At 69.4% G+C, this 19,548-nt stretch carries 26 protein-coding genes; 18 read left to right on the top strand and 8 right to left on the bottom strand.

Annotation, left to right across the window (positions count from 1 at the left end; all coding sequences use genetic code 11):
- Positions 1-65: 65 nt before the first annotated feature.
- Positions 66-551 (top strand): winged helix-turn-helix transcriptional regulator, encoded by a 486-nt coding sequence (locus AC1DVU_RS02325; RefSeq protein ID WP_476920810.1) that lies wholly within the window; start codon positions 66-68, stop codon positions 549-551.
- Positions 552-559: 8 nt separating this feature from the next.
- Here the strand turns inward: AC1DVU_RS02325 and AC1DVU_RS02320 are convergent, their stop codons facing one another.
- Positions 560-1,021, bottom strand: coding sequence for a group II truncated hemoglobin (locus AC1DVU_RS02320; protein WP_476920809.1), 462 nt, complete (start codon positions 1,019-1,021; stop codon positions 560-562).
- A 48-nt stretch (positions 1,022-1,069) separates the two neighbouring features.
- On the opposite strand from AC1DVU_RS02320, the gene AC1DVU_RS02315 reads away from it, so the two are divergent.
- The 5 genes from AC1DVU_RS02315 to AC1DVU_RS02295 all read left to right on the top strand — a co-directional run bounded on the left by AC1DVU_RS02315 (position 1,070) and on the right by AC1DVU_RS02295 (position 4,705).
- Positions 1,070-1,693: a TOPRIM nucleotidyl transferase/hydrolase domain-containing protein gene (locus AC1DVU_RS02315; protein WP_476920808.1), complete on the top strand. Its 624-nt coding sequence runs from the start codon at positions 1,070-1,072 to the stop codon at positions 1,691-1,693.
- Positions 1,694-1,716: 23 nt separating this feature from the next.
- Positions 1,717-1,935 (top strand): SCO4848 family membrane protein, encoded by a 219-nt coding sequence (locus tag AC1DVU_RS02310; protein WP_476920807.1) that lies wholly within the window; start codon positions 1,717-1,719, stop codon positions 1,933-1,935.
- Between the two features lie 14 nt (positions 1,936-1,949).
- Entirely contained in the window at positions 1,950-2,228 is a 279-nt protein-coding gene (locus AC1DVU_RS02305) for a GNAT family N-acetyltransferase (protein ID WP_476920806.1), read from the top strand.
- 181 nt (positions 2,229-2,409) lie between these two features.
- Positions 2,410-3,783, top strand: coding sequence for a DEAD/DEAH box helicase (locus AC1DVU_RS02300; protein ID WP_476920805.1), 1,374 nt, complete (start codon positions 2,410-2,412; stop codon positions 3,781-3,783).
- 97 nt (positions 3,784-3,880) lie between these two features.
- Positions 3,881-4,705 (top strand): sulfurtransferase, encoded by an 825-nt coding sequence (locus AC1DVU_RS02295; RefSeq protein ID WP_476920804.1) that lies wholly within the window; start codon positions 3,881-3,883, stop codon positions 4,703-4,705.
- Here the strand turns inward: AC1DVU_RS02295 and AC1DVU_RS02290 are convergent.
- Positions 4,702-5,439, bottom strand: a complete 738-nt coding sequence (locus tag AC1DVU_RS02290) for an SRPBCC domain-containing protein (protein WP_476920803.1) — start codon at positions 5,437-5,439, stop codon at positions 4,702-4,704. The genes AC1DVU_RS02295 and AC1DVU_RS02290 overlap by 4 nt on opposite strands.
- Positions 5,436-5,756 carry an ArsR/SmtB family transcription factor gene (locus tag AC1DVU_RS02285; RefSeq protein WP_476920802.1) on the bottom strand — a complete coding sequence of 107 codons (321 nt, stop codon included), beginning with the start codon at positions 5,754-5,756 and terminating at the stop codon, positions 5,436-5,438. Before AC1DVU_RS02285 ends, AC1DVU_RS02290 begins: the two co-directional genes overlap by 4 nt.
- 79 nt (positions 5,757-5,835) lie before the next feature.
- Here AC1DVU_RS02285 and AC1DVU_RS02280 point away from each other — a divergent pair, with 79 nt between their 5' ends.
- From AC1DVU_RS02280 to AC1DVU_RS02270, 3 genes are read left to right on the top strand one after another with little or no spacing between them, the layout of a single operon-like run.
- Positions 5,836-7,053 (top strand): Nramp family divalent metal transporter, encoded by a 1,218-nt coding sequence (locus tag AC1DVU_RS02280; protein WP_476920801.1) that lies wholly within the window; start codon positions 5,836-5,838, stop codon positions 7,051-7,053.
- A gap of 44 nt (positions 7,054-7,097) precedes the next feature.
- Complete coding sequence (locus AC1DVU_RS02275; RefSeq protein WP_476920800.1) at positions 7,098-7,529, top strand: VOC family protein; 432 nt, start codon at positions 7,098-7,100, stop codon at positions 7,527-7,529.
- A 43-nt stretch (positions 7,530-7,572) separates the two neighbouring features.
- Positions 7,573-8,433 carry an Fpg/Nei family DNA glycosylase gene (locus AC1DVU_RS02270; protein WP_476920799.1) on the top strand — a complete coding sequence of 287 codons (861 nt, stop codon included), beginning with the start codon at positions 7,573-7,575 and terminating at the stop codon, positions 8,431-8,433.
- A gap of 1 nt (position 8,434) precedes the next feature.
- On the opposite strand, the gene AC1DVU_RS02265 is transcribed toward AC1DVU_RS02270, so the two are convergent.
- Positions 8,435-9,277: an EamA family transporter gene (locus AC1DVU_RS02265; RefSeq protein WP_476920798.1), complete on the bottom strand. Its 843-nt coding sequence runs from the start codon at positions 9,275-9,277 to the stop codon at positions 8,435-8,437.
- Between the two features lie 64 nt (positions 9,278-9,341).
- Here AC1DVU_RS02265 and AC1DVU_RS02260 point away from each other — a divergent pair, with 64 nt between their 5' ends.
- A complete protein-coding gene (locus AC1DVU_RS02260) occupies positions 9,342-9,968 on the top strand; it encodes a hypothetical protein (protein ID WP_476920797.1) in 627 nt (208 codons plus the stop codon).
- 5 nt (positions 9,969-9,973) lie between these two features.
- Positions 9,974-10,810, top strand: a complete 837-nt coding sequence (locus tag AC1DVU_RS02255) for a DUF72 domain-containing protein (RefSeq protein WP_476920796.1) — start codon at positions 9,974-9,976, stop codon at positions 10,808-10,810.
- Here AC1DVU_RS02255 and AC1DVU_RS02250 read toward each other — a convergent pair.
- The 3 genes from AC1DVU_RS02250 to AC1DVU_RS02240 are packed head-to-tail and all read right to left on the bottom strand — an operon-like array spanning position 10,800 to position 12,828.
- Positions 10,800-11,387: a TetR/AcrR family transcriptional regulator gene (locus AC1DVU_RS02250; RefSeq protein ID WP_476920795.1), complete on the bottom strand. Its 588-nt coding sequence runs from the start codon at positions 11,385-11,387 to the stop codon at positions 10,800-10,802. The two genes, AC1DVU_RS02255 and AC1DVU_RS02250, sit on opposite strands and share 11 nt — an antisense overlap.
- Positions 11,384-12,112: an ABC transporter permease gene (locus tag AC1DVU_RS02245; RefSeq protein ID WP_476920794.1), complete on the bottom strand. Its 729-nt coding sequence runs from the start codon at positions 12,110-12,112 to the stop codon at positions 11,384-11,386. The genes AC1DVU_RS02250 and AC1DVU_RS02245 overlap by 4 nt, the downstream gene beginning before the upstream one ends.
- A complete protein-coding gene (locus AC1DVU_RS02240) occupies positions 12,109-12,828 on the bottom strand; it encodes an ABC transporter ATP-binding protein (protein WP_476920793.1) in 720 nt (239 codons plus the stop codon). The genes AC1DVU_RS02245 and AC1DVU_RS02240 overlap by 4 nt, the downstream gene beginning before the upstream one ends.
- A 93-nt stretch (positions 12,829-12,921) precedes the next feature.
- Between AC1DVU_RS02240 and AC1DVU_RS02235 the strand changes: the two genes are divergently transcribed.
- A complete protein-coding gene (locus tag AC1DVU_RS02235) occupies positions 12,922-13,638 on the top strand; it encodes a hypothetical protein (RefSeq protein ID WP_476920792.1) in 717 nt (238 codons plus the stop codon).
- Here AC1DVU_RS02235 and AC1DVU_RS02230 read toward each other — a convergent pair.
- A complete protein-coding gene (locus AC1DVU_RS02230) occupies positions 13,628-14,311 on the bottom strand; it encodes a helix-turn-helix transcriptional regulator (protein WP_476920791.1) in 684 nt (227 codons plus the stop codon). The genes AC1DVU_RS02235 and AC1DVU_RS02230 overlap by 11 nt on opposite strands.
- Positions 14,312-14,403: 92 nt before the next feature.
- On the opposite strand from AC1DVU_RS02230, the gene AC1DVU_RS02225 reads away from it, so the two are divergent.
- The 6 genes from AC1DVU_RS02225 (at position 14,404) to AC1DVU_RS02200 (ending at position 19,513) form a co-directional block, all read left to right on the top strand.
- Entirely contained in the window at positions 14,404-14,814 is a 411-nt protein-coding gene (locus tag AC1DVU_RS02225) for a hypothetical protein (RefSeq protein ID WP_476920790.1), read from the top strand.
- Complete coding sequence (gene folE / locus AC1DVU_RS02220) at positions 14,811-15,398, top strand: GTP cyclohydrolase I FolE (RefSeq protein WP_476920789.1); 588 nt, start codon at positions 14,811-14,813, stop codon at positions 15,396-15,398. Before AC1DVU_RS02225 ends, folE begins: the two co-directional genes overlap by 4 nt.
- Positions 15,399-15,441: 43 nt before the next feature.
- Positions 15,442-16,650: an NAD(P)/FAD-dependent oxidoreductase gene (locus AC1DVU_RS02215; protein ID WP_476920788.1), complete on the top strand. Its 1,209-nt coding sequence runs from the start codon at positions 15,442-15,444 to the stop codon at positions 16,648-16,650.
- Positions 16,647-16,802, top strand: coding sequence for a hypothetical protein (locus AC1DVU_RS02210; protein WP_476920787.1), 156 nt, complete (start codon positions 16,647-16,649; stop codon positions 16,800-16,802). Before AC1DVU_RS02215 ends, AC1DVU_RS02210 begins: the two co-directional genes overlap by 4 nt.
- A gap of 87 nt (positions 16,803-16,889) precedes the next feature.
- The gene (gene purL, locus AC1DVU_RS02205; RefSeq protein ID WP_476920786.1) at positions 16,890-19,160 is read left to right on the top strand and encodes a phosphoribosylformylglycinamidine synthase subunit PurL; all 2,271 of its coding nucleotides are present in this window, start codon (positions 16,890-16,892) and stop codon (positions 19,158-19,160) included.
- Positions 19,115-19,513: a sterol carrier family protein gene (locus tag AC1DVU_RS02200; RefSeq protein WP_476920785.1), complete on the top strand. Its 399-nt coding sequence runs from the start codon at positions 19,115-19,117 to the stop codon at positions 19,511-19,513. The genes purL and AC1DVU_RS02200 overlap by 46 nt, the downstream gene beginning before the upstream one ends.
- Positions 19,514-19,548 lie beyond the last annotated feature (35 nt).

Here is a 19,548-nt window from a genome sequence, read left to right as displayed (position 1 = left end):
TGGCGACGATACTGGTGCTGGCTTTCCTCAAGCAAGTCGATATCCAGCCAAAAGCGAGGTGCATCATGCCATTGCGATCCGACTGGTCCGAGGACCTGTGTCCGGTACGCCGGGGGCTCGACGTGCTCGGCGACCCGTGGATCATGTTGATCATGCGCGACGTCCTGCACGGGCGCTGCCGGTTCGACGAGATCCGCGAGAGCATCGGCATCTCGGACGCGGTCCTGAGTCGCCGGCTCCGGCTGCTCGTCGACGAGGGGCTGCTGCGCAAGGTCGAGTATCGCGCCGATCGGCGTACGCACTACGAGTACGTCGCGACGGAGGCCGGGGCTGACCTGCTGCCGATCATGCACGCCGTGTCGATCTGGGCCGAGAAGCACACGCGTATGCCCGCGGGTGGCGCCCACATGGCGCTGATCCACGAGACGTGCGGCGCCGAGTCGACCTCGGCCGATGTGTGCAGCGCGTGCGGCGACGAGCTGCGGGCTGGCGACGTCAGCTGGGACAAGCCGTGGAAAGCCACTCGCGAGCGCCTCGTCGGCGCCGGCTGACGGGACCCTCAGCCGAAGTACGGCGGCGCCTCGCCCCAGCCCCAGCGAGGCGAGGGCAGGTCCGGCGGGGGAGTCGCCCCGGCAGCGGAGTTGGCCTTGGCGATCCGCGTGCCCCACTCGACATAGGCGACGAACGCCGAGCGGAACTCCGGGTCGTCGGGCAGGCCGGCCTCGTCCGCGCTGGCCGCGATGAGCCCGGCCCAGCGCGCCCGCTGCTCCTCGGTGATCTCGAGCCCGATGTGGTGCTTCAGCATGTTCGGGTAACCGCCCTGCTCATCGGTGTACGTCGTGGGGCCGCCGAACACCTCGCCGAGCCAGAGTGCGACGTGCTCGCGATGCTGCGGGCCCATGTGGCGGAACACCGGCTCGAGCACCGGGTCGGCGAGCACGCGGCTGTAGAACACCTCGGTCAGGCGCAGCAGGGCGTCATGGCCGCCGCACCACTCGTAGAGGGTCGGTGTCGCTGCCATATCGCGATCGTAGTCGGACCTCCAGTGCACACTGGAGATGTGGACGACATGACCCGCCTTCGCGAGTCGGTCGTGGCTTGGGCGGCCGGCGGCGACGACGCCGCAGTCGCCGGCGACACGGCGAAGCAGCTGGCTCCCGCGGTCGGGCTGCGCAAGATCGTCCTGGTCGAGGGCGTCAGCGACCAGGCTGCGCTGGAGAGGCTGGCCGTGCGCCGGGGCCGTGACCTCGACGCCGAAGGGGTCTGCGTCGTGCCTCTGGGCGGCGCGACGAGCATCGGCCGCTTCCTCGACCTGGTGGGCCCGGAGGGTCTCGGGGTCGAGCTCGCCGGCCTGTGCGACCGGGCGGAGCAGGGCTTCTTCCAACGTGCGCTCGAACGCTCCGGGCTCGGACTCGACGGTTTCTTCGTGTGTGATCCCGACCTGGAGGGCGAGCTCATCGGAGCCCTCGGCGTCGCGGCGGTCGAGGCCGTCATCGAGCTCGAGGGCGAGACGCGCGCGTACGACATCTTCCGCCAGCAGCCCGCTCAGAGGGAACGTAGTGACGAGCACCGGCTGCACCGGTTCATGGGTACGCACGGCGGTCGCAAGGAGCAGTACGGTCGCGCGCTCGTCGATGCGCTGGACCTCGATCGCGTGCCGAAGCCGCTCGACGACCTGCTCGCGGAGCTCTGACGGCGGGCAGCCAGAATGTCCGCATGGATCTTCCCGTTGCCTGGTCACTCGTGCTCATCGTCACCGCGATCTGGAACTTCGTGATCTGGCCGCCGTTCCTCAAGCGCGTACGCAAGGACGAGCGCTCGCGCGACGCGGCCGGCAACGCCACGACGTTCCTCCGCGTCCACACGATCCTCATCGCGATCTCGCTGGCGCTGGCCGTCGCGGTCGGTCTGCTCGGAATCCTCACGCTGTTCTGAGCGTTGACGCTGGCATGACACACACGGTGACCCACAATCCCGACAAGAGCCGCTACGAGATCCACGTCGACGATGTCTTCGCCGGCTTCACCCAGGCGTTCGAGGACGGCGACGTCGTGACGTTCCCGCACACCGTTGTCTTCGACGAGTTCGAGGGACAGGGCCTTGCCTCCGAGCTGGTGACCGCTGCGCTCGACGACATCCGTGTGCGCGGCAAGCTCATCATCGCGACCTGCCCGTACGTCTCGCGGTTCATCGACAAGCACCCGGAGTACAAAGACCTCCTGGCGTGACGTCACGCACACGTCACGATTCGTTGGGCGCGGCAACCGACTGCTAGAATGTGAACACGTGAACGCGCCAGTCCGGTGCTGTTCCGGCCCGACGAAGTAGCGCGAATCCGCGTGAAATGGATATCGGGCATTCTTTCCCGAATCGTCTGTGAGTTCTTTGAATCAGCCTGAAGGCAGCTCTGTGCTGCCCACCTTTTCCACCCTCGACCTCCCCGCCTCGCTGGTATCCGCGTTGGCTCGCCAGGAGATCGTCAACCCCAGTCCTGTCCAGCAGGCGGTGATCCCCGATGCGCTCGCGGGACGCCACGTGCTGGGCCGCGCGCGCACCGGCTCCGGCAAGACCCTGGCCTTCGGCCTACCGGTCCTCGTCCGGCTCGCCGGGCGCACGAGCCGTCCCAAGGCGCCCCGCGGCCTGATCCTGCTCCCGACCCGTGAGCTGGCGACCCAGGTGCGTACGGCCATGGAGCCGCTCGCGCAGAAGATGGGTCTCCGCCTGACCACGGTCTACGGCGGTGTGCCGATCAACAAGCAGATCAGCACGCTGCGCAACGGCGTCGACATCGTCATCGCGACGCCCGGCCGTCTGACCGACCTGCTCGACCGTCGCTGCATGACGCTCGACGACATCGAGATCACGGTCCTCGACGAGGCCGACCACCTGTGCGACCTCGGCTTCTACAAGCCGATCGACGCGATCCTCAATCGGACGCCCGAGTCGAGCCAGCGCCTGCTGCTGTCGGCGACGCTCGACGGCGACGTCAACAAGCTCGTCAAGCGCCACCTGCCGAAGCACGTCCTCCACGAGGTCGACTCCGGCGAGAGCGCGGTCGACACGATGGAGCACCACGTGCTCGTCAGCGCCGCGACCGAGAAGTCCAAGGCCGCGTTCGACCTGTTGCGTGCCAACCCGCGCAGCATCGTCTTCACGCGTACGCGTCGCGGGGCCATGCGCCTCGCCCGCCAGCTGACGCAGAACGGCATCGAGGCCGTCGACATGCACGGTGACCTCTCGCAGCGTCACCGCGAGCGCAACCTCGAGGCCTTCAGCAGCGGTCGCGCCAGCGTCATCGTCGCCACGGACGTCGCCGCGCGCGGCATCCACGTCGACCGCATCGGCCTGGTCGTGCACTACGACGCGCCGGCCGAGCACAAGGCGTACCAGCACCGTTCGGGCCGCACGGCTCGCGCCGGTGAGTCCGGATCCGTCGTCACGATGACGACGCCCGAGGCCCTGCGCGACGTCATCCAGCTGCAGAACAAGGCCGGCGTCACGGCGCGTCACCACGACGCCCGCACGGCACCGTCGCCGATGACTGCCGAGGCGCTCTCCGGAGCCGGCACCGAGGCTCCGCACGCCTCGTCCGTACGCCAGGGTGCCCGCACCTCGGGCAACGGCGGCGGTCAGAACCGTGGCGGAGGACGCCCGCAGGGGGGCTTCCGTGGCAACGGTGGCGGCCGCCCGCAGGGTGGCGGAGGCAACCGCGGCGGTGGCGGCGGTCGTCGTCGCAGCGGCGGAGGATCCGGCGGATCCACCCGCGTCTACTCGTCCTCGTAGAGGCTCGCACGACTGAAGCGGCGTCATTCCCGGTCACGCACCGGGGGTGGCGCCGTTCGTCATCTCGGCAGGTGGCCGGCCTGCCTAGTCTGGGTCCGTGAACATCCTGATCCAGGCGCCGGAGCTGATGTCGTCGACGGAGCGGGTCGTCCTGCTCGACGTACGGTGGAAGCTCGGCGGTCCTCCGGGTCGTGAGCAGTACCTCGCCGGCCACATCCCGGGCGCTGTGTTCGTGCCGCTCGAGCCAGAGCTCGCGGCGCACGGAGAGCCACAGGATGGCCGCCACCCGCTGCCGTCGGTCGAGTCGCTGCAGGTCTCGGCACGGCGGTGGGGCATCCGAGAGGGTGACTCGGTGGTCGCGTACGACGACAACGGCGGCCAGGCCGCAGCACGTGCATGGTGGCTACTCCGCTGGGCGGGGTTCGACGACGTACGCCTGCTCGATGGCGGGCTCGCCGCATGGGTCGCGGCCGGCGGCGCGCTCGAGACGGAAGATGTCGTGCCCGAGCCGGGCGACGTGACCCTCGAGGGTGGACATCTTGCGACGATCGACATCGACGGCGCCGCGACCTACGCAGGTGTGCTGCTCGATGCCCGCGCGGCCGAGCGATACGCGGGTGAGGTCGAGCCGATCGACCCGAAGGCCGGACACATTCCCGGCGCCGTCAGCGCTCCGACGACGGCCAACCTCGACGACGAAGGCCGCTTCCTGCCGGCGCCGGAGCTGCGCCGGCGGTTCGAGGCGCTCGGCGTACGCGATGGCGTCGACGTCGCGGCCTACTGCGGATCCGGCGTCACCGCGGCGCACGAGGTCGCGGCCCTGGCGGTCGCCGGTTTCGACGCGGCGCTCTACCCCGGATCGTGGTCGCAGTGGAGCAACATCGACGACCGACCGGTCGCCACGGGGGTCCCGCCGCGCTAGTGACCCGGCACCACGACGTGCCACGGGCGTACGCGCAGCACGAGCAGGTCGCCGGCGACCGCGGGGTCGTCGTGCGCGGCGGCGATGTAGCCGGCCGCCTCCGACGCCGGGACCCGGATGATCGTCTGTCCGTGACCCGCCGAGTCGGGCAACGGCCCGGCCGCGACCAGCACGCCGTCGGCCTTGAGCTTGTCGATGAACACGAGGTGCTCGGCGAACAGCGGATGCGCGAAGACCGAGTCGCCCGCCGCGACTCCGGGCGTCGACTCGAGGATCAGCCAGACATCCTCGTCCTCGCCCGGCTCGGCGGGCAGGGCGTTCCGATAGGCGTCGAGCACGCCGGCCCAACCGCCGCGGTAGTCCTCGCGGGCGTCGAGCGGCTCGGCGAAGACCTCCCAGCCGGTGTGCGTCAGGCGTACGAGGGTCCGGTCGTCGGCGATCGGCACGAAGTCGACCGCGACCGTGCTCGCGCGATCCGGCCCATGACCGGGGTGCCAGGTGAACGTCAGGCTGCCGGGTGGTTCGGCGGCGATCACGGTGCCCCAGGTCGTGGTCTCGCCGGTCGAGGTCGTCTCGACGATCTGGTCGTCCACGAACGCGACGGAGTTGTCGTCCTTGAACACCGAGTGGCGTCGGAGCGGCCACCACTGGTCGATCTGCTGCGTCCATGCCTCATAGGCGACCGACGCCGATGCCGGCACCACGACCTGACGCACGATGGGGGGAATCGTCATGATCCTGCTCCGTTCTCCAGGTGTTGCGCGAACGACGACAACGCGTCGTCCCACGTCTCCGTCAGCCAGACCTGCACGGCCGCGAGTCCACCGGGAGCGAGGGCGTACAGGTTGCGGGTCCCGACGCTCGTGTGCTCGACGACGCCGGCGTTCTCCAGCACCCGCAGGTGCTTGCTGACCGCCGGTCGGCCGATGGGGAGCCGGTCGGCGAGCTCGCCGACGGGGAGGGCGCCGCCACCGAGGGTCTCGGTGATGCTGCGGCGCATCGGGTCACCGAGCGCGTCGAGGATCGCGTGGGCTGCTGAATGGTTGCTCATGGGTAACCGTTACTCTAGAGCAACCATTCACGTACGTCCAGTGTGTGATCGCCGGGGGACATGCGAGATGCTGGGCACCATGTTGGTGAAGAGCAGACTGCCCCGCATCGGGCTCCTCGGGCCTGCCTTCATCGCTGCCGTCGCGTACGTCGATCCGGGCAACGTCGCGACCAACGTCACCGCCGGGTCGAAGTTCGGCTACACCCTCGTCTGGGTCGTCGTGATGGCCAACGTCATGGCGGTGCTGGTGCAATACCTGTCGGCCAAGCTCGGCATGGTGACCGGCCTGTCGCTCGCCGGCCACATGGGTCAGCGGCTGCGGACCGCACCGCGCATCGCGTACTGGCTGCAGGCCGAGGCGATCGCGATCGCGACAGACCTGGCCGAGGTCGTGGGCGGGGCGATCGCGCTCTACCTGCTGTTCGACCTGCCCCTCGTGCTCGGCGCGATCATCACCGCCGTCGTCGCGATGATCGTCCTGCGGATCGGTGACCTGCGCGGACAGCAGACGCTCGAGCGCGTCATCGTCGGATTCCTCGCGCTGATCGCGGTCGGCTTCATGGCCGGCCTGTTCGTGGACCCGCCGTCGGCAGGCGCCCTGACGGGCGGTCTGGTGCCGGCGTTCGAGGGGACCGACAGCGTCCTGCTGGCCTCCGGCATCATCGGCGCCACCGTCATGCCGCACGTGATCTACCTGCACTCGAGCCTCACCATCACTCGCCTCGACCGCCGGGGTGAGGGGCTCACGGTGCGCCAGCTGCTGTCGGCCACGCGCACCGACGTCGTCCTCGCGCTGATCCTGGCCGGCGTCCTCAACCTCTCACTGCTCGTCGTCGCCGCGTCGAGCCTCGACGGCCTGCCCGGCACGGACACGCTGCAGGGCGTGCACGCCGTCGTGACCTCCGAGCTCGGCGCCGGTGTCGCCCTGCTGTTCGCGGTCGCGCTGCTCGGCTCAGGCCTCGCCTCGACCTCGGTCGGCAGCGCCGCGGGTGCCGAGGTCATGAAGGGCCTGCTGGGCGTACGCCTGCCGATCCTCGTCCGCCGGGTCGTGACCCTCATCCCGGCCCTCGTCGTCCTGGCGCTGGGTGCCGAGCCGAGCCGCGCTCTCGTCATCTCCCAGGTCGTGCTCTCGATCGGCATCCCGTTCGCGCTGATCCCGCTCGTGATCCTGACCGCCCGCAAGGACGTGATGGGCGAGTATGCCAACGCGCACCGCACCACCGCGGCGGCGTGCCTGGTGGCCGCGATCGTCATCGCACTCAACGTCTCGCTGCTCTGGCTGACCTTCACCGGTTGATCCGTCGACGTGCAGGTGTCGGTGGCCGATGCGAGGCTGGCGGCATGGCTCCGGGTCCGCTCACCGTTCGGCAGGTCGTCCTCGACAGCATCGACATCCGCACGTTGGCCGAGTTCTATCGCCAGCTGCTCGACCTCACCTACCGGCCCGGCGACGAGCCTCCCGCGCCGGGCGATCCCGACCCGCTGGGCGCCGACTGGCTCGTGCTGCGAGGTGCCGGGGTGCAGCTCGCGTTCCAGCAGGTCGAGAGGCTGCCCGAGGCAACCTGGCCCGAGGGGCCGGTGCCGCAACAGCTGCACCTCGACCTCACGGTCGCCTCCATCGCGGACCTCGACGCCCACCACGAGCGGGCGCTGTCCCTGGGCGCGCGGCTGCTCCGCGACCGCTACGACGACCCCGATGAGCCGCTCTACGTCTACGCCGATCCGGCCGGTCACCCGTTCTGCATCTTCCTCGCCGAATCACCGGTCGACTGAGCCGGCTCTGGAGAAGTTGCCCGGCAACCCCGATCATTGACCCATGCCTGAGCTTCCCGAGGTCAATGCGCTCGTCGAGTTCCTCGACAAGGAGATCACCGGCGCCGTGGTCGTCGGCGTCGAGCTCGCGTCGTTCGCAGTGCTCAAGACGTTCGACCCGCCGGTCTCCGCGCTGTCGGGGCTCGCGGTCACGGGTGTCAGTCGGCACGGCAAGTTCATCGACATCGACGTCGACGGGATCCACATCGTCGTCCACCTCGCCAAGGCCGGCTGGCTGCGCTGGTCCAACCAGCTGCCCGACACCAAGCTCAAGCTCGGCGCCAGCAACATCGCCGCGCGCGTACGCCTCGACCGCGGCGACGGTCCGCACATCGGCTTCGACGTCACCGAGGCAGGCACCCGCAAGGGCCTCGCGATGTATGTCGTGCGCGACCCGTCAGAGGTGCCCGGCATTGCCGCGCTCGGACCCGATCCGCTCGAGCCGGGCTTCGAGCTGCGCCCACTGCTCGACCGCCGTATGCAGGTCAAGCGGCTGCTGCGGGACCAGAAGATCATCGCCGGCGTCGGCAATGCCTACAGCGACGAGATCCTGCATGCCGCGAAGCTGTCGCCGTTCGCGATCGCCGAGAACCTCAAGGACGACGAGATCGCACGCCTGGAGGCCGCGGTGCAGGACATCCTCCGCGAGGCCGTGGAGGAGGCGCGGGGCAAGCCGGCCGAGGAGCTCAAGGACGACAAGCGCATCCGCATGCGGGTCCACGGGCGTACGGGTGAGAAGTGTCCGGTGTGCGGCGACACCGTCCTCGAGGTGACCTACTCGCAGTCGGCTCTGCAGTACTGCCCGACGTGCCAGACCGGCGGCAAGCCCCTCAAGGACCGCACGACGAGCAAGTTCCTCAAGTGACTCAGCCGGCCGCGACCAGTGCTACGGCGAGGGCGGCGAAGACGAGGCCGACGCCCTGCCAGCTGTGGATCTTCTCGCGCAGCAGGACGGAGGCCAGCAGCACCGTGCTGGCGGGATAGAGGGACGAGATGACCGACACGATCGACAGCAAGCCGTGGTGCGTGGCGTAGAGGAACGCCCCTTGGGCGGTCGCACCGAGCGGACCCATCACGACGGCGCCCCAGACCTTGCGACCGCGCGGCACCCAGTCCTGGCGCAGCACGACCGCGGTGACCACCACGCCGAGCACCGAGGTGAGCTGCGACAGCGCGAGCGGATAGAGTCCCGCGTCGTCACCCACCTGGCCGAGGAACGTGAAGAGCAGGCCGAACCCGACACCGGCCAGGATGCCGTCGATCACACCGCCGCGATGCGCTTCGGCGTCGTGGTCCTCGTGGCCGTCGTCGACTCGGGAGATGAGGGCGATCGCCGGGAAGGCGAACACGACCCCGAGCAGCGCCAGCCTTGACGGCCGGTCGCCGGTCGCCAGGCCGACGGCCACCGGGATCAGAGCCGTGCAGATCGCCGACAACGGGGCGACGACACCCATGCGGGCCGTGGCGAGGCCGCGATAGAGGAACGCCACGCCGAACCCGCCGCCGAGCCCGGCCAGCGATCCGAACATCATGTCGGTGCCGGTCGGCGAGCCGGCGACGATGACCGCGGCCAGCAGGCTGAGGACGCCGGACGACGTCTGGCCCACGACGGCGACCTGCCAGGCCGCCGATCGCTTGGCGAGGATGCCTCCGATGAAGTCGGAGATCCCGTAGGCCAGAGCCGACAGGAGTGCGAGTGCTATGGCCACCAACGCAGCCTATGTGGGCCGTCGGACATCGGCGGAGTTCGGCCCTGCTCCGTACGATTGGGGCATGAGGTTCGCACGGGGGTTCGGGTCGCAGGCCAACTCGGCGGTTGGCGGCTTCGCCTCGCGCGTCGACGGCCGGACCGGTGAGGTGGCGCACCGCGTCGCGGGCGTCATCACCGTCGCGGTCCGGATGCTGCGCGTGCCCACCGCGATCGTGCAGCTCGCTCCGGTGCCGTTCATCCTGGCGACGCTGATGCTCGGCCTCATCGCCGACGGCGGAGTGCGCGTGGTCGTCCTGATCGCCGGTGTCGTGATGGCGGTGATCAGCGGCGCCTTCTGGATGCGGCGTCGCAACATCCTGCGAGCCGTCGAGGACCCGGACCAGCTGGCCACCGAGCTCGGCATCGCGATCAGCCTGAGCGACAAGGTCGACGAGACCCGCGGCGCTCTCGAGCGCATCGCCGGTGGCGGCGGAAGGCGCATCTTCGATCGCCTCAACGGTGCCTGGGGCGGCATGGCGATGACTGGCCGATGGATCGACCGTGTGGGCGACCTGCCGCGCGCCCGCTACTTCGTGCCGCCCAAGATCGGCACGACCGTCACACTCACGATCGCCGCCCTCTGGCTCGTGCCGATCTCGATCGTGGTCGCGCTGTTCGCCCTGATCGGGACCCTCGCCGGATCGCTCTGACCCTCGTGTCCGGCACCGTCAGGATCGGGATCTCCGGGTGGACGTACGCGCCGTGGCGCAAGGTCTTCTATCCCGAGGGCCTGCGGCAGAAGGACGAGCTCGAGTACGCCGCGAGCCGGATGACCAGCATCGAGATCAACGGTTCGTTCTACTCGTTGCAACGTCCGGAGAGCTATCAGTCCTGGCGTGAGCGGACGCCGGAGGGCTTCGTCTTCGCGGTCAAGGGCGGCCGTTTCATCACGCACATGAAGAAGCTCGCCGACGTCGACGCCCCCCTGGCGAACTTCTTCGCCAGCGGCCCGTTGGCGCTCGGCGACAAGCTTGGCCCGGTCCTGTGGCAGCTGCCACCGTCGCTCGGCTTCGATGCCCCACGCCTGGCCGCCTTCTTCGACCAGCTGCCCCGGACGACGACGGCGGCCGCAGAGCTGGGTGCGCGGCACGACGAACGCGTCGCCGGCCGGGCCTACCTCGAGGTCACGAACGTGCGGGAGATCCGGCACGCCGTCGAGGTCAGGCACGACTCGTTCCTGGCGCCGGAGTTCCTCGGTCTGCTCCGAGAGCACGACATCGGGATGGTCGTCGCTGACACCGCAGGCAAGTGGCCGTTGATCCGTGAGGTCACCACCGACTTCGCGTACGTACGCCTCCACGGCGACACCGAGCTCTACGCCAGCGGCTACTCGGACAAGGCGCTCGACGAGTGGGCGGCGCTGCTCCGTGGCTGGGCCGAGGGCGGAACCGACGTCTACGCGTACTTCGACAACGACATGAAGGTCCGGGCGCCGTTCGACGCCATGGGCCTGATCCAGCGACTCGCCGATCTGGGCCCGGCTATGGCGTGATCAGCGTCTGCATCCCGGGGGCGTACACGCGTACGACCTCGTCGATCGGAGCGTCCACGATCGCTGGAAGCTGCACGACGTAGCGCATCGTCGCCATGCCGATCAGCTGGCTCGCAATGAGCGAGGCGCGGAGGTCCCGGTCGTCTCCCTCGAGCACCTTCAGGAGCGATGTGATGAGGATGTTCCGGGCCAGCTGAAGCATGGGTGCCTGGGAATCGCCAGTTCCCAGAGTCGTCCGATACATCGAGCTGAAGACGTCGCGGTGGGGGTCCCATGAGCTGAGGAAGGTCCGCAGCAGCCGCTCGGCCATCCCCTCCGGGCCGTCCTCGATGACCGACGCGATCTTCTCGAGCGGGTTGACCGGCAGCTCCATCGTCGCGATGAGCAGGCCCGCCTTGTCGCCGAAGTAGTGGCTGATCAGGCTGACGTCGACGCCGGCGTCACGGGCGATCGCCCGCATCGACGTGCCGCCGAACCCCTGTGCCGCGAACTGTGCGCGGGCGGCGTCGAGGATCGCGGTACGGCGGTCGGCTGCGTCGCCTGCCGGCGGGCGGCCCCGCGTTCGCTTGACGGTCATGGCGTGCGCCGCCGAAGAGTCAGGGACGCGCCGGCGAGGGCCAGCGCGCAGCAGCCGATGAGAATCACGAGGTCCTTGGTCAGTGTCGAGGTGAAGTCGCTGGTCGACCCTAGCTCGGTGAAGGCGTCGGCCGCATAGCTGAGGGGAAGTACGTCGGAGAGCCAGCGCAGGACGTCCGGCATGGAGTCGCGCGATGCCAGGAGGCCGCAGAGCAGCAGCTGCGGCACGACGACCAGCGGCATGAACTGCACCGCCTGGAACTCGGTGACCGCGAAGGCCGACATCAGCAGGCCGAGCGCGGTACCGAGCACGGCGTCGGTGACCGCGAACAGGACGATTGCCCACGGTGTGTTGACGTCCATGTCGAGCAGCCAGATCGCGACGGCCGAGGTCACGAGGGACTGGGCGAGAGCCGCCGTGCCGAACGCCACGCCGTATCCGCCGATGAGCTCGCCGCGTCGCAGCGGGGTCGTCAGCAGGCGCTCCAACGTGCCGGACGTACGCTCGCGCACCATCGTCACCGAGGTCACGAGGAACATCACGATGAACGGGAAGATGCCGAGCATCTGCGGGCCGACCCGGTTGAAGACCGCCGGGTTGCCGTCATAGACGTACTTGAACATCAGCAGCAGGAGCGAGGGCAGCACCACGATCATCACGATGCTGCGCGGGTCGTGACTCAGCTGCTGCAGCACGCGCCGTGCCGTGGCGAAGGTCCTCTTCATGCCGCCTCGCCTTCGGCGAGCACGAGGAACGCGCGCTCGAGGTCGTCCTCACCGGTGTCGCGGCGGAGCTCGTCGGGGGTCGCGTCGGCGATGAGCTGACCCTCGCGCATCAGGAGCACGCGGTCGCAGCGTCCCGCCTCGTCCATGACATGGCTCGAGACGAGCAGGGTCTTGCCCTGTGAGGCCAGGCGCTTGAACAGCTGCCACAAGTCGCGGCGGAGCACGGGGTCGAGCCCGACGGTCGGCTCGTCGAGCAGGTAGAGGTCGGGGTCCGCCAGCAGGGCGGCGGCCAGCGAGACCCTCGTGCGTTGACCTCCCGACAGGTCGGCGACCAGGGAGTCGAGCTTGTCCGCGAGTCCCACGTTGTCGACCGCCACCAGCGTGGCCCGCTCATCACTGCCGGTGACCGCGGCGAAGTACCTGAGGTTCTGCATGACCGTCAGGTCGGGATAGACCGAGCTGGATTGCGTGACGTATCCGACCCGCTGTCGCGCGACCGCCGTGCCGGCCGGGCCGCCGAGCACCGTGACGGTGCCGGACCTGATGATCTGGATGCCCGCGATCGCGCGGATGAGAGTCGACTTGCCGCAGCCGCTGGGCCCCAACAGCCCGGTGACGGACCCAGTCGGCACCGACACCGTGAGGTCGGGGATCACGACGTTCTTCCCGCGGATCACCGTGAGGCGGTTGACCTCGATGGCCGGACTATTCAACATACGTTGAATATATGTTCTCCCGATCGACGAGTCAAATTCCCGAGCACGCGCGACGTCGTGACATCGACGATGTCATGGTCCTAGGGTTCACGCATGGACATCAGAGGACTGGCCCTGCTCCCCGTACGCGTGACGGTCGCCGCCACCCAGGCAACGCTCGGCCTCGGCCAGCTCGCGTCGCCGCAGGGCCCGATCCTCCGTGAGGGCGGATACGCCACCCGGCTGGCGCAGATCTTCGGCGAAGGCGGCCTGCTCGACCAGCTCAACCGGATCCTGGCTGATGAGCGCGGGCCGATCGGGCTGGCCAACACGCTCGCCGATCTCACAGCTGACGACCGGCCGGTCGGCAAGGCCCTGGCCCGCGACGGGCTGCTGGACCGGATGGCCGACGAGGAAGGACCCTTCGTCCGGCTGCTGGAGGCCGGAGGCCCGCTGGACCGTGCGCTCAGCGAGGACGGTCCGCTCTACCGGTTCCTCGCGCCCGGCGGCCCGCTCGACCGGCTGCTGGCCGAAGAAGGTGCGCTGGACCGCATCCTCGCCGAAGGCGGCCTGCTCGACCAGCTGCTCGCCGAGGACGGGATCCTCGAGAAGCTGCTGGCTCCCGGTGGCACGCTCGACCAGCTCATCGGGCTCGGCGCGACCTTCGACGCGATCGTCCCGCGCCTCGAGGCGTTGGGCAACGCGATCCCCAACCTCAACTCTGCCGTCAACATCCTCAGCGGCGCGGTCGAGCCACTCGGCGTGCTCGCCGGACGCCTGCCCGGCGGTCGGCGCCGTTCGCCGGTGCTTGATCCAGTGGTCAGCGACTAGAGAGCACGACGCAGCACCGCTGGTCGTCCGGCTCGAGCCGGCACTCCAGGTCGTCCGGTCCGACCTCGTCGATGAGCGCCGAGATCAGCGCGAGGTTCATGCCGCACACCATCTCGGTGTGGCTGGCGGCCAAGGTGTGAAATGGGCAGTTCGCCAGGATCACGCGCTGCTCATCGTCGCGCGGCTCGTAGCCGTGCTCGGCCAGAGCCTGCTCCGCCAGCTGGATCGGCGACCGCTCGTCGGACTCGCTCATGGCGGCCTGCCCCCACTCCCGTCCCTGTCGCGCTGCCTCCTCGTGGAGCGCGTCGATCGCAGAGCCGCCCGTACGTTCGGACGTCGCGACGGCTGCCGCCAGGAGCTGACCGGCGATCTCGTACTCCCGGCCGGGGAGCGAGACGGTGATGTCGTCGGGTGCGCGCCGGTAGAGCTTGGCGGGCCTGCCGGCACCCGGCCCGGACCGGCCGGTGAGGCGCGCGAACTCGGCGGTGAGCAGGCCTTCGGCCTCGAGCCGGTCGAGGTGGAACTTCGCCTTGTGATGGGGCACCCCGAGCGCATCGGCGGCCTCGTCTCGGCTCACGGCGTACGGCTTGGCGCACACGTAGAGGTAGAGATCGCGGCGCAGGGGATCGCCGAGTGCGCCGATGCTGGCGACGCGGGTTGCGAAGTCGCTCACGGCATCCCTTTCTAACAGATAAATATCTTGACGAAAAACCTCAAGGTCTCTACTGTCAATATTATTGTTCTTTAGAAAGGGAGAGACAAGCCATGACCCCCCTCGACCTCAAGGCGGACCCCGTCGCCCGCGCCTTCCTCATGCTCCGCACGGTCTTCACGATCGCGCCGATCGCGTTCGGTCTCGACAAGTTCACGAACATCCTCACGGACTGGTCGATCTACCTCGCACCGTGGATCAACGACATCGTTCCCGGCAACGCGGACCAGGCCATGTATGCCGTGGGCGTCATCGAGATCGCTGCCGGCCTGCTCGTCGCCGCCGCGCCGAGGCTCGGTGCCTACGTCGTCGCCGCGTGGCTGCTCGGCATCATCGTCGACCTGCTGACGCTCAAGGACTTCTACGACATCGCGCTGCGGGACTTCGGTCTGCTCGTCGGTGCACTGGCCCTCGCGCAGCTGGCAGAGGTGCGCGGCCACGGCCTCCTGCGCCGGTCGTCATGACGCAGCTCTCCGAGCTCGAGCGCGAGTTCGCCTCCCCGACGGTCGACCTGGACGCAGCAGCCCGAGCGGCGCGAGAGTTCCTCACCGCGCTCGGCGTCTCGTGCGACAACGAGAGCATGGAGCGGACCCCACGGCGGATGGCCGAGGCGTACGCCGCGATGCTGACGTCCCGGCCGTTCGAGGTGACGACATTCCCCAACGACGAGGCGTACGACGAGCTCGTCGTGGTCCGCTCGATCCCGGTCCAGTCGGTGTGCGAGCACCACTTCCTGCCGTTCACCGGTGTGGCGCACGTCGGCTACCTGCCCGGCGGCCGAATCGTCGGCCTGTCCAAGCTGGCGCGGGTCGTCGAGCTGTTCGCCCGGCGCCCGCAGGTGCAGGAGCGGCTGACCCAGCAGATCGCCGACTGGGTCGACCACAACCTGGCGCCCCAGGGGGTCGGCGTGGTCATCGAGGCGGAGCATGCCTGCATGACGCTGCGGGGCGTGCAGGTCGCGGGAACGACCACCAGCACCTCGGCCTTGCGCGGGGTGTTGCGGGAGAACCCGGCGTCGCGTGCCGAGTTCCTCGCGGCCGTCAGGTGATCCGCAGTTCAATGGAGTTGTCGACCGAGCCAAGGAGAACGCCATGAGCGCCACATCAGCCATCGTCATCGTCGGTGGGGGCCACGCGGGTGGCAAGGCCGCGATCGCCCTGCGCAACGAGGGACACACGGGCCCGATCACGATCGTCGGCGAGGAGAACCATCCGCCGTACGAGCGGCCGCCGCTGTCGAAGGAGTACCTCCAGGGTGAGTCCGAGGCCGACGCGATGCTGCTCGAGCCGGCCGACTGGTACGCCGAGCACGACATCTCCCTCCGGATGGGCGTCGCCGCCACGGCGATCGACCCGGCCACGAAGCAGGTGCACCTCGACGCGGGTGAACCACTGACGTACGACCTGCTGCTGCTCGCGACCGGAGCGACCCCGCGGCGGCTCGACATCCCCGGCGCGGAGCTGGCGCTGACCCTGCGACGGGTCGAGGACAGCGACGCGCTCCGCACGGCATACGAGCAGTCCGGTTCGGTCGTCATCATCGGCGGCGGGTGGATCGGGCTCGAGACCGCTGCTGCCGCGCGCAAGGCCGGGCTCGACACGACGGTCCTGGAGTACGCCGCGCTGCCGCTGCAGAACGTCCTTGGGGACGAGCTCGGCACCTACTTCGCGGAGCTGCACCGCCGCAACGGCGTCGACCTGCGTACGTCAACGGCTGCCGAGGGGATCACTGGCACCGGCCCCTACGTCGTGACGAGCGGCGGCGAGGACATCACGGCGGACCTGGTCGTGATGGGCGTCGGGGCGGCGCCCAACACCGCGCTCGCCGAGGCGTCCGGCCTCGGCGTCGACAACGGCATCACGGTGGACGAGTCGTTCCGCACGAGCGACCCGGCGATCTACGCGATCGGCGACGTCGCGAACGCGCAGAACACGGCACTCGGCACGCGGCTGCGGGTCGAGCACTGGGACAACGCGATCCGCCAGGGCGAGGCCGTCGCCAAGGCGATGCTGCGGCAGCCGGTGACGTACGACTGGCAGCCGTACTTCTACACCGACCAGTTCGACCTCGGGATGGAGTACGTCGGCCGTGGCAGCTCCTCGAACGACGTCGTGATCCGCGGCGACAAGGACGACGGCGAGTTCATCGCCTTCTGGCTCGACGGCGACCGGGTCACCGCCGGCATGAACGTCAACATCTGGGACGTCACCGAGGACATCCGCTCGCTGATCGGGAGCAGCGTGGATCGGGCGAGGCTCGCCGATCCTGGTGTGCCGCTCACCGAGGTGCTGGGGTCATGACTCCCGACAAGGATCGCTTCAAGCACCTGCCCAAGCCCGTACGCCTCGAGGACACCGTCACGACGGCCGACACCGAACCGGTGCCTGACCCCGAAGGCGGCCGTGACACCGAGCGTGACTTCCTCGTCCGCTACGGCCTCGGCGGCCTCTGACCCACCGCCCCGCCGGAGAGGGAGGGCGCTGGTCCACCGCCCAACGCGCGGTCGGAAGCTGCCGGTACGACCGATAGGATCGGGGTCGTGAGCGAAGCCCCCCGCCTGGACACCGTTGCCGCCGCCGAAGCCACCCCCGACAAGCCGCAGCCGTGGTCCGAGCTGGGCCTCCGTGAGGAGGAGTACGCCAGCATCCGCGAGATCCTCGGCCGCCGCCCGACCGGTGCCGAGCTGGCGATGTACTCCGTCATGTGGAGCGAGCACTGCTCCTACAAGTCGTCCAAGGTGCACCTCAAGAAGTTCGGCGACCTGCCCCAGGAGACGCCGCTCGGCAAGACCCTCGCCGGCATCGGCGAGAACGCCGGCGTGATCGACATCGGCCAGGGCTATGCCGTCACGTTCAAGGTCGAGTCGCACAACCACCCGTCCTACGTCGAGCCCTACCAGGGCGCCGCGACTGGTGTCGGCGGCATCGTCCGCGACATCCTCGCGATGGGTGCGCGGCCCGTCGCCGTCATGGACCCGCTGCGCTTCGGCCCGCTCGACGCCGAGGACACCCGCCGGGTCATGCCCGGCATCGTCGCGGGCGTCGGCGGCTACGGCAACTGCCTCGGTCTGCCCAACATCGGCGGCGAGGTCGTGTTCGACGAGACCTATGTCGGCAACCCCCTGGTCAACGCCCTCTGCGTCGGCGTGCTCCGCCACGAGGACCTGCACCTCGCGTTCGCGAGTGGCGTCGGCAACAAGGTCGTCCTCTATGGCGCGCGCACCGGCGGCGACGGCATCGGCGGTGTGTCGGTCCTCGCGTCCGAGACGTTCGACGCCGACGGCCCGGCCAAGCGTCCCAGCGTGCAGGTCGGCGACCCGTTCATGGAGAAGCTGCTGATCGAGTGCACGCTCGAGCTGTTCCGCGCCCAGGTCGTCAACGGCATCCAGGACCTCGGCGGCGCCGGCCTCTCCTGTGCGACGAGCGAGCTCGCGTCGGCAGGCGACGGCGGTATGCACGTCGAGCTCGACACCGTGCCGCTGCGCGACTCGACGCTCTCGCCCGAGGAGATCCTCATGAGCGAGTCGCAGGAGCGCATGATGGCGGTCGTCGAGCCGCACCACCTCGACGCGTTCATGGCGATCTGCGAGAAGTGGGACGTCGAGGCGGTTGTCGTCGGCGAGGTCACCGACGGTGACAACCTCGTGATCGACTGGCACGGCCAGACCGTCGTCGACGTGCCGCCGCGATCCGTCGCCCATGACGGTCCGACGTACCACCGCCCCTTCGCCCGGCCGGAGTGGCAGGACGCCCTGCAGGCCGACGGCGCCGAGCAGCTCGCGCGGCCGGCCTCCGGCGCCGAGCTCCGTGAGCAGCTGGTCGCGATCGTGACCTCGCCCAACCTCGCCGACAAGTCGTGGGTCACCGACCAGTACGACCGCTACGTCCAGGGCAACACGGTCCTCGCCCAGCCCGAGGACGCCGGCGTCATCCGCATCGACGACGAGACCAACCTCGGCGTCGCGGTGTCAACCGACTGCAACGGCCGGTTCGCCAAGCTCGACCCCTACGTCGGCGCGCAGCTGGCTCTCGCCGAGTCCTACCGCAACGTCGGCGTCACCGGAGCCCTGCCGCTCGCGGTCACCGACTGCCTCAACTTCGGCTCGCCGGAGAACCCCGACGTCATGTGGCAGTTCGAGCAGGCCACGCATGGCCTCAAGGACGCCTGCGAGGTGCTCGGCATCCCGGTCACCGGCGGCAACGTCTCGTTCTACAACCAGACCGGCGAGACGCCGATCCTGCCGACGCCCGTGGTGGGCATCCTTGGCGTCATCGATGACGTACGCACGCGCATCACGCAGGGGTTCGTCGCCGAGGGCAGCCACGTGCTGGTGCTGGGTGAGACCCGTGACGAGCTCTCCGGCTCGTCATGGGCCGACGTCGTCCACGGTCACCTCGGCGGTCAGCCGCCCGCGGTTGACCTCGAGGCTGAACGCGCCCTGGCCAACCTGATGGTCGAAGCCGCCAAGACCGGCGTGGTCGAAGCAGCGCACGACCTCTCCGACGGTGGACTGGCAGTCGCCCTGGCCGAGGCAGCGTTCCGCCACGGCATCGGCGCCACGGTCGAGCTCGAGGACCCGTTCCTCGAGCTGTTCAGTGAGTCGTCCGCACGGGCCATGGTCGTTGTCGCCGAAGACCGCCACGACGAGTTCGTGTCGCTGGCCGAGAAGCACGGCGTCGAGCTCGCCTCTGTCGGACGTACGGGCGGCGCCGCGATCGAGGTCGCGGGCCAGTTCAGCGTGCCGGTCGCCGAGCTCAAGGCGGCATGGCAGGCGACGATCCCCGCGGTCCTGGGCGCGCACGTCGCCTGATGGCTCGCCGGCCGACGCCGCTGTCGCACGACGAGTTCGCCGCGATCTGCCGGCGGCTCGACGAGGGTGAGCCGACCCGGGCCGACCTCAAGGCCGCCACGATGCACCTCGTGGCGCTGCTCGTGGCCAGGGCGCCGGGCGCCAGCGTCGAGGTGAGGATCCCGCCGTTCGCTGCGGTGCAGTGCATCGCCGGCGCCCGCCACACCCGCGGCACCCCGCCGGCGGTCGTCGAGATGGACGCCCCGACGTGGATCGCGCTGGGTCGCGGCCGGCTGCAGTGGAAGGATGCCACCGTGCGGGCCTCCGGCGAACGCTCTGACCTGTCGCCGTTGCTGCCGCTCGACGAAGCCTGAGATTTCGCCCAGTTCCAGCAAAACCTGCCCAAGCA

The sequence above is a fragment of the Aeromicrobium sp. P2_G6 genome, assembly GCF_056403535.1.
Note: the sequence above shows the minus strand (reverse complement) of the source record. Positions and strands in the feature narration are given on the sequence as shown.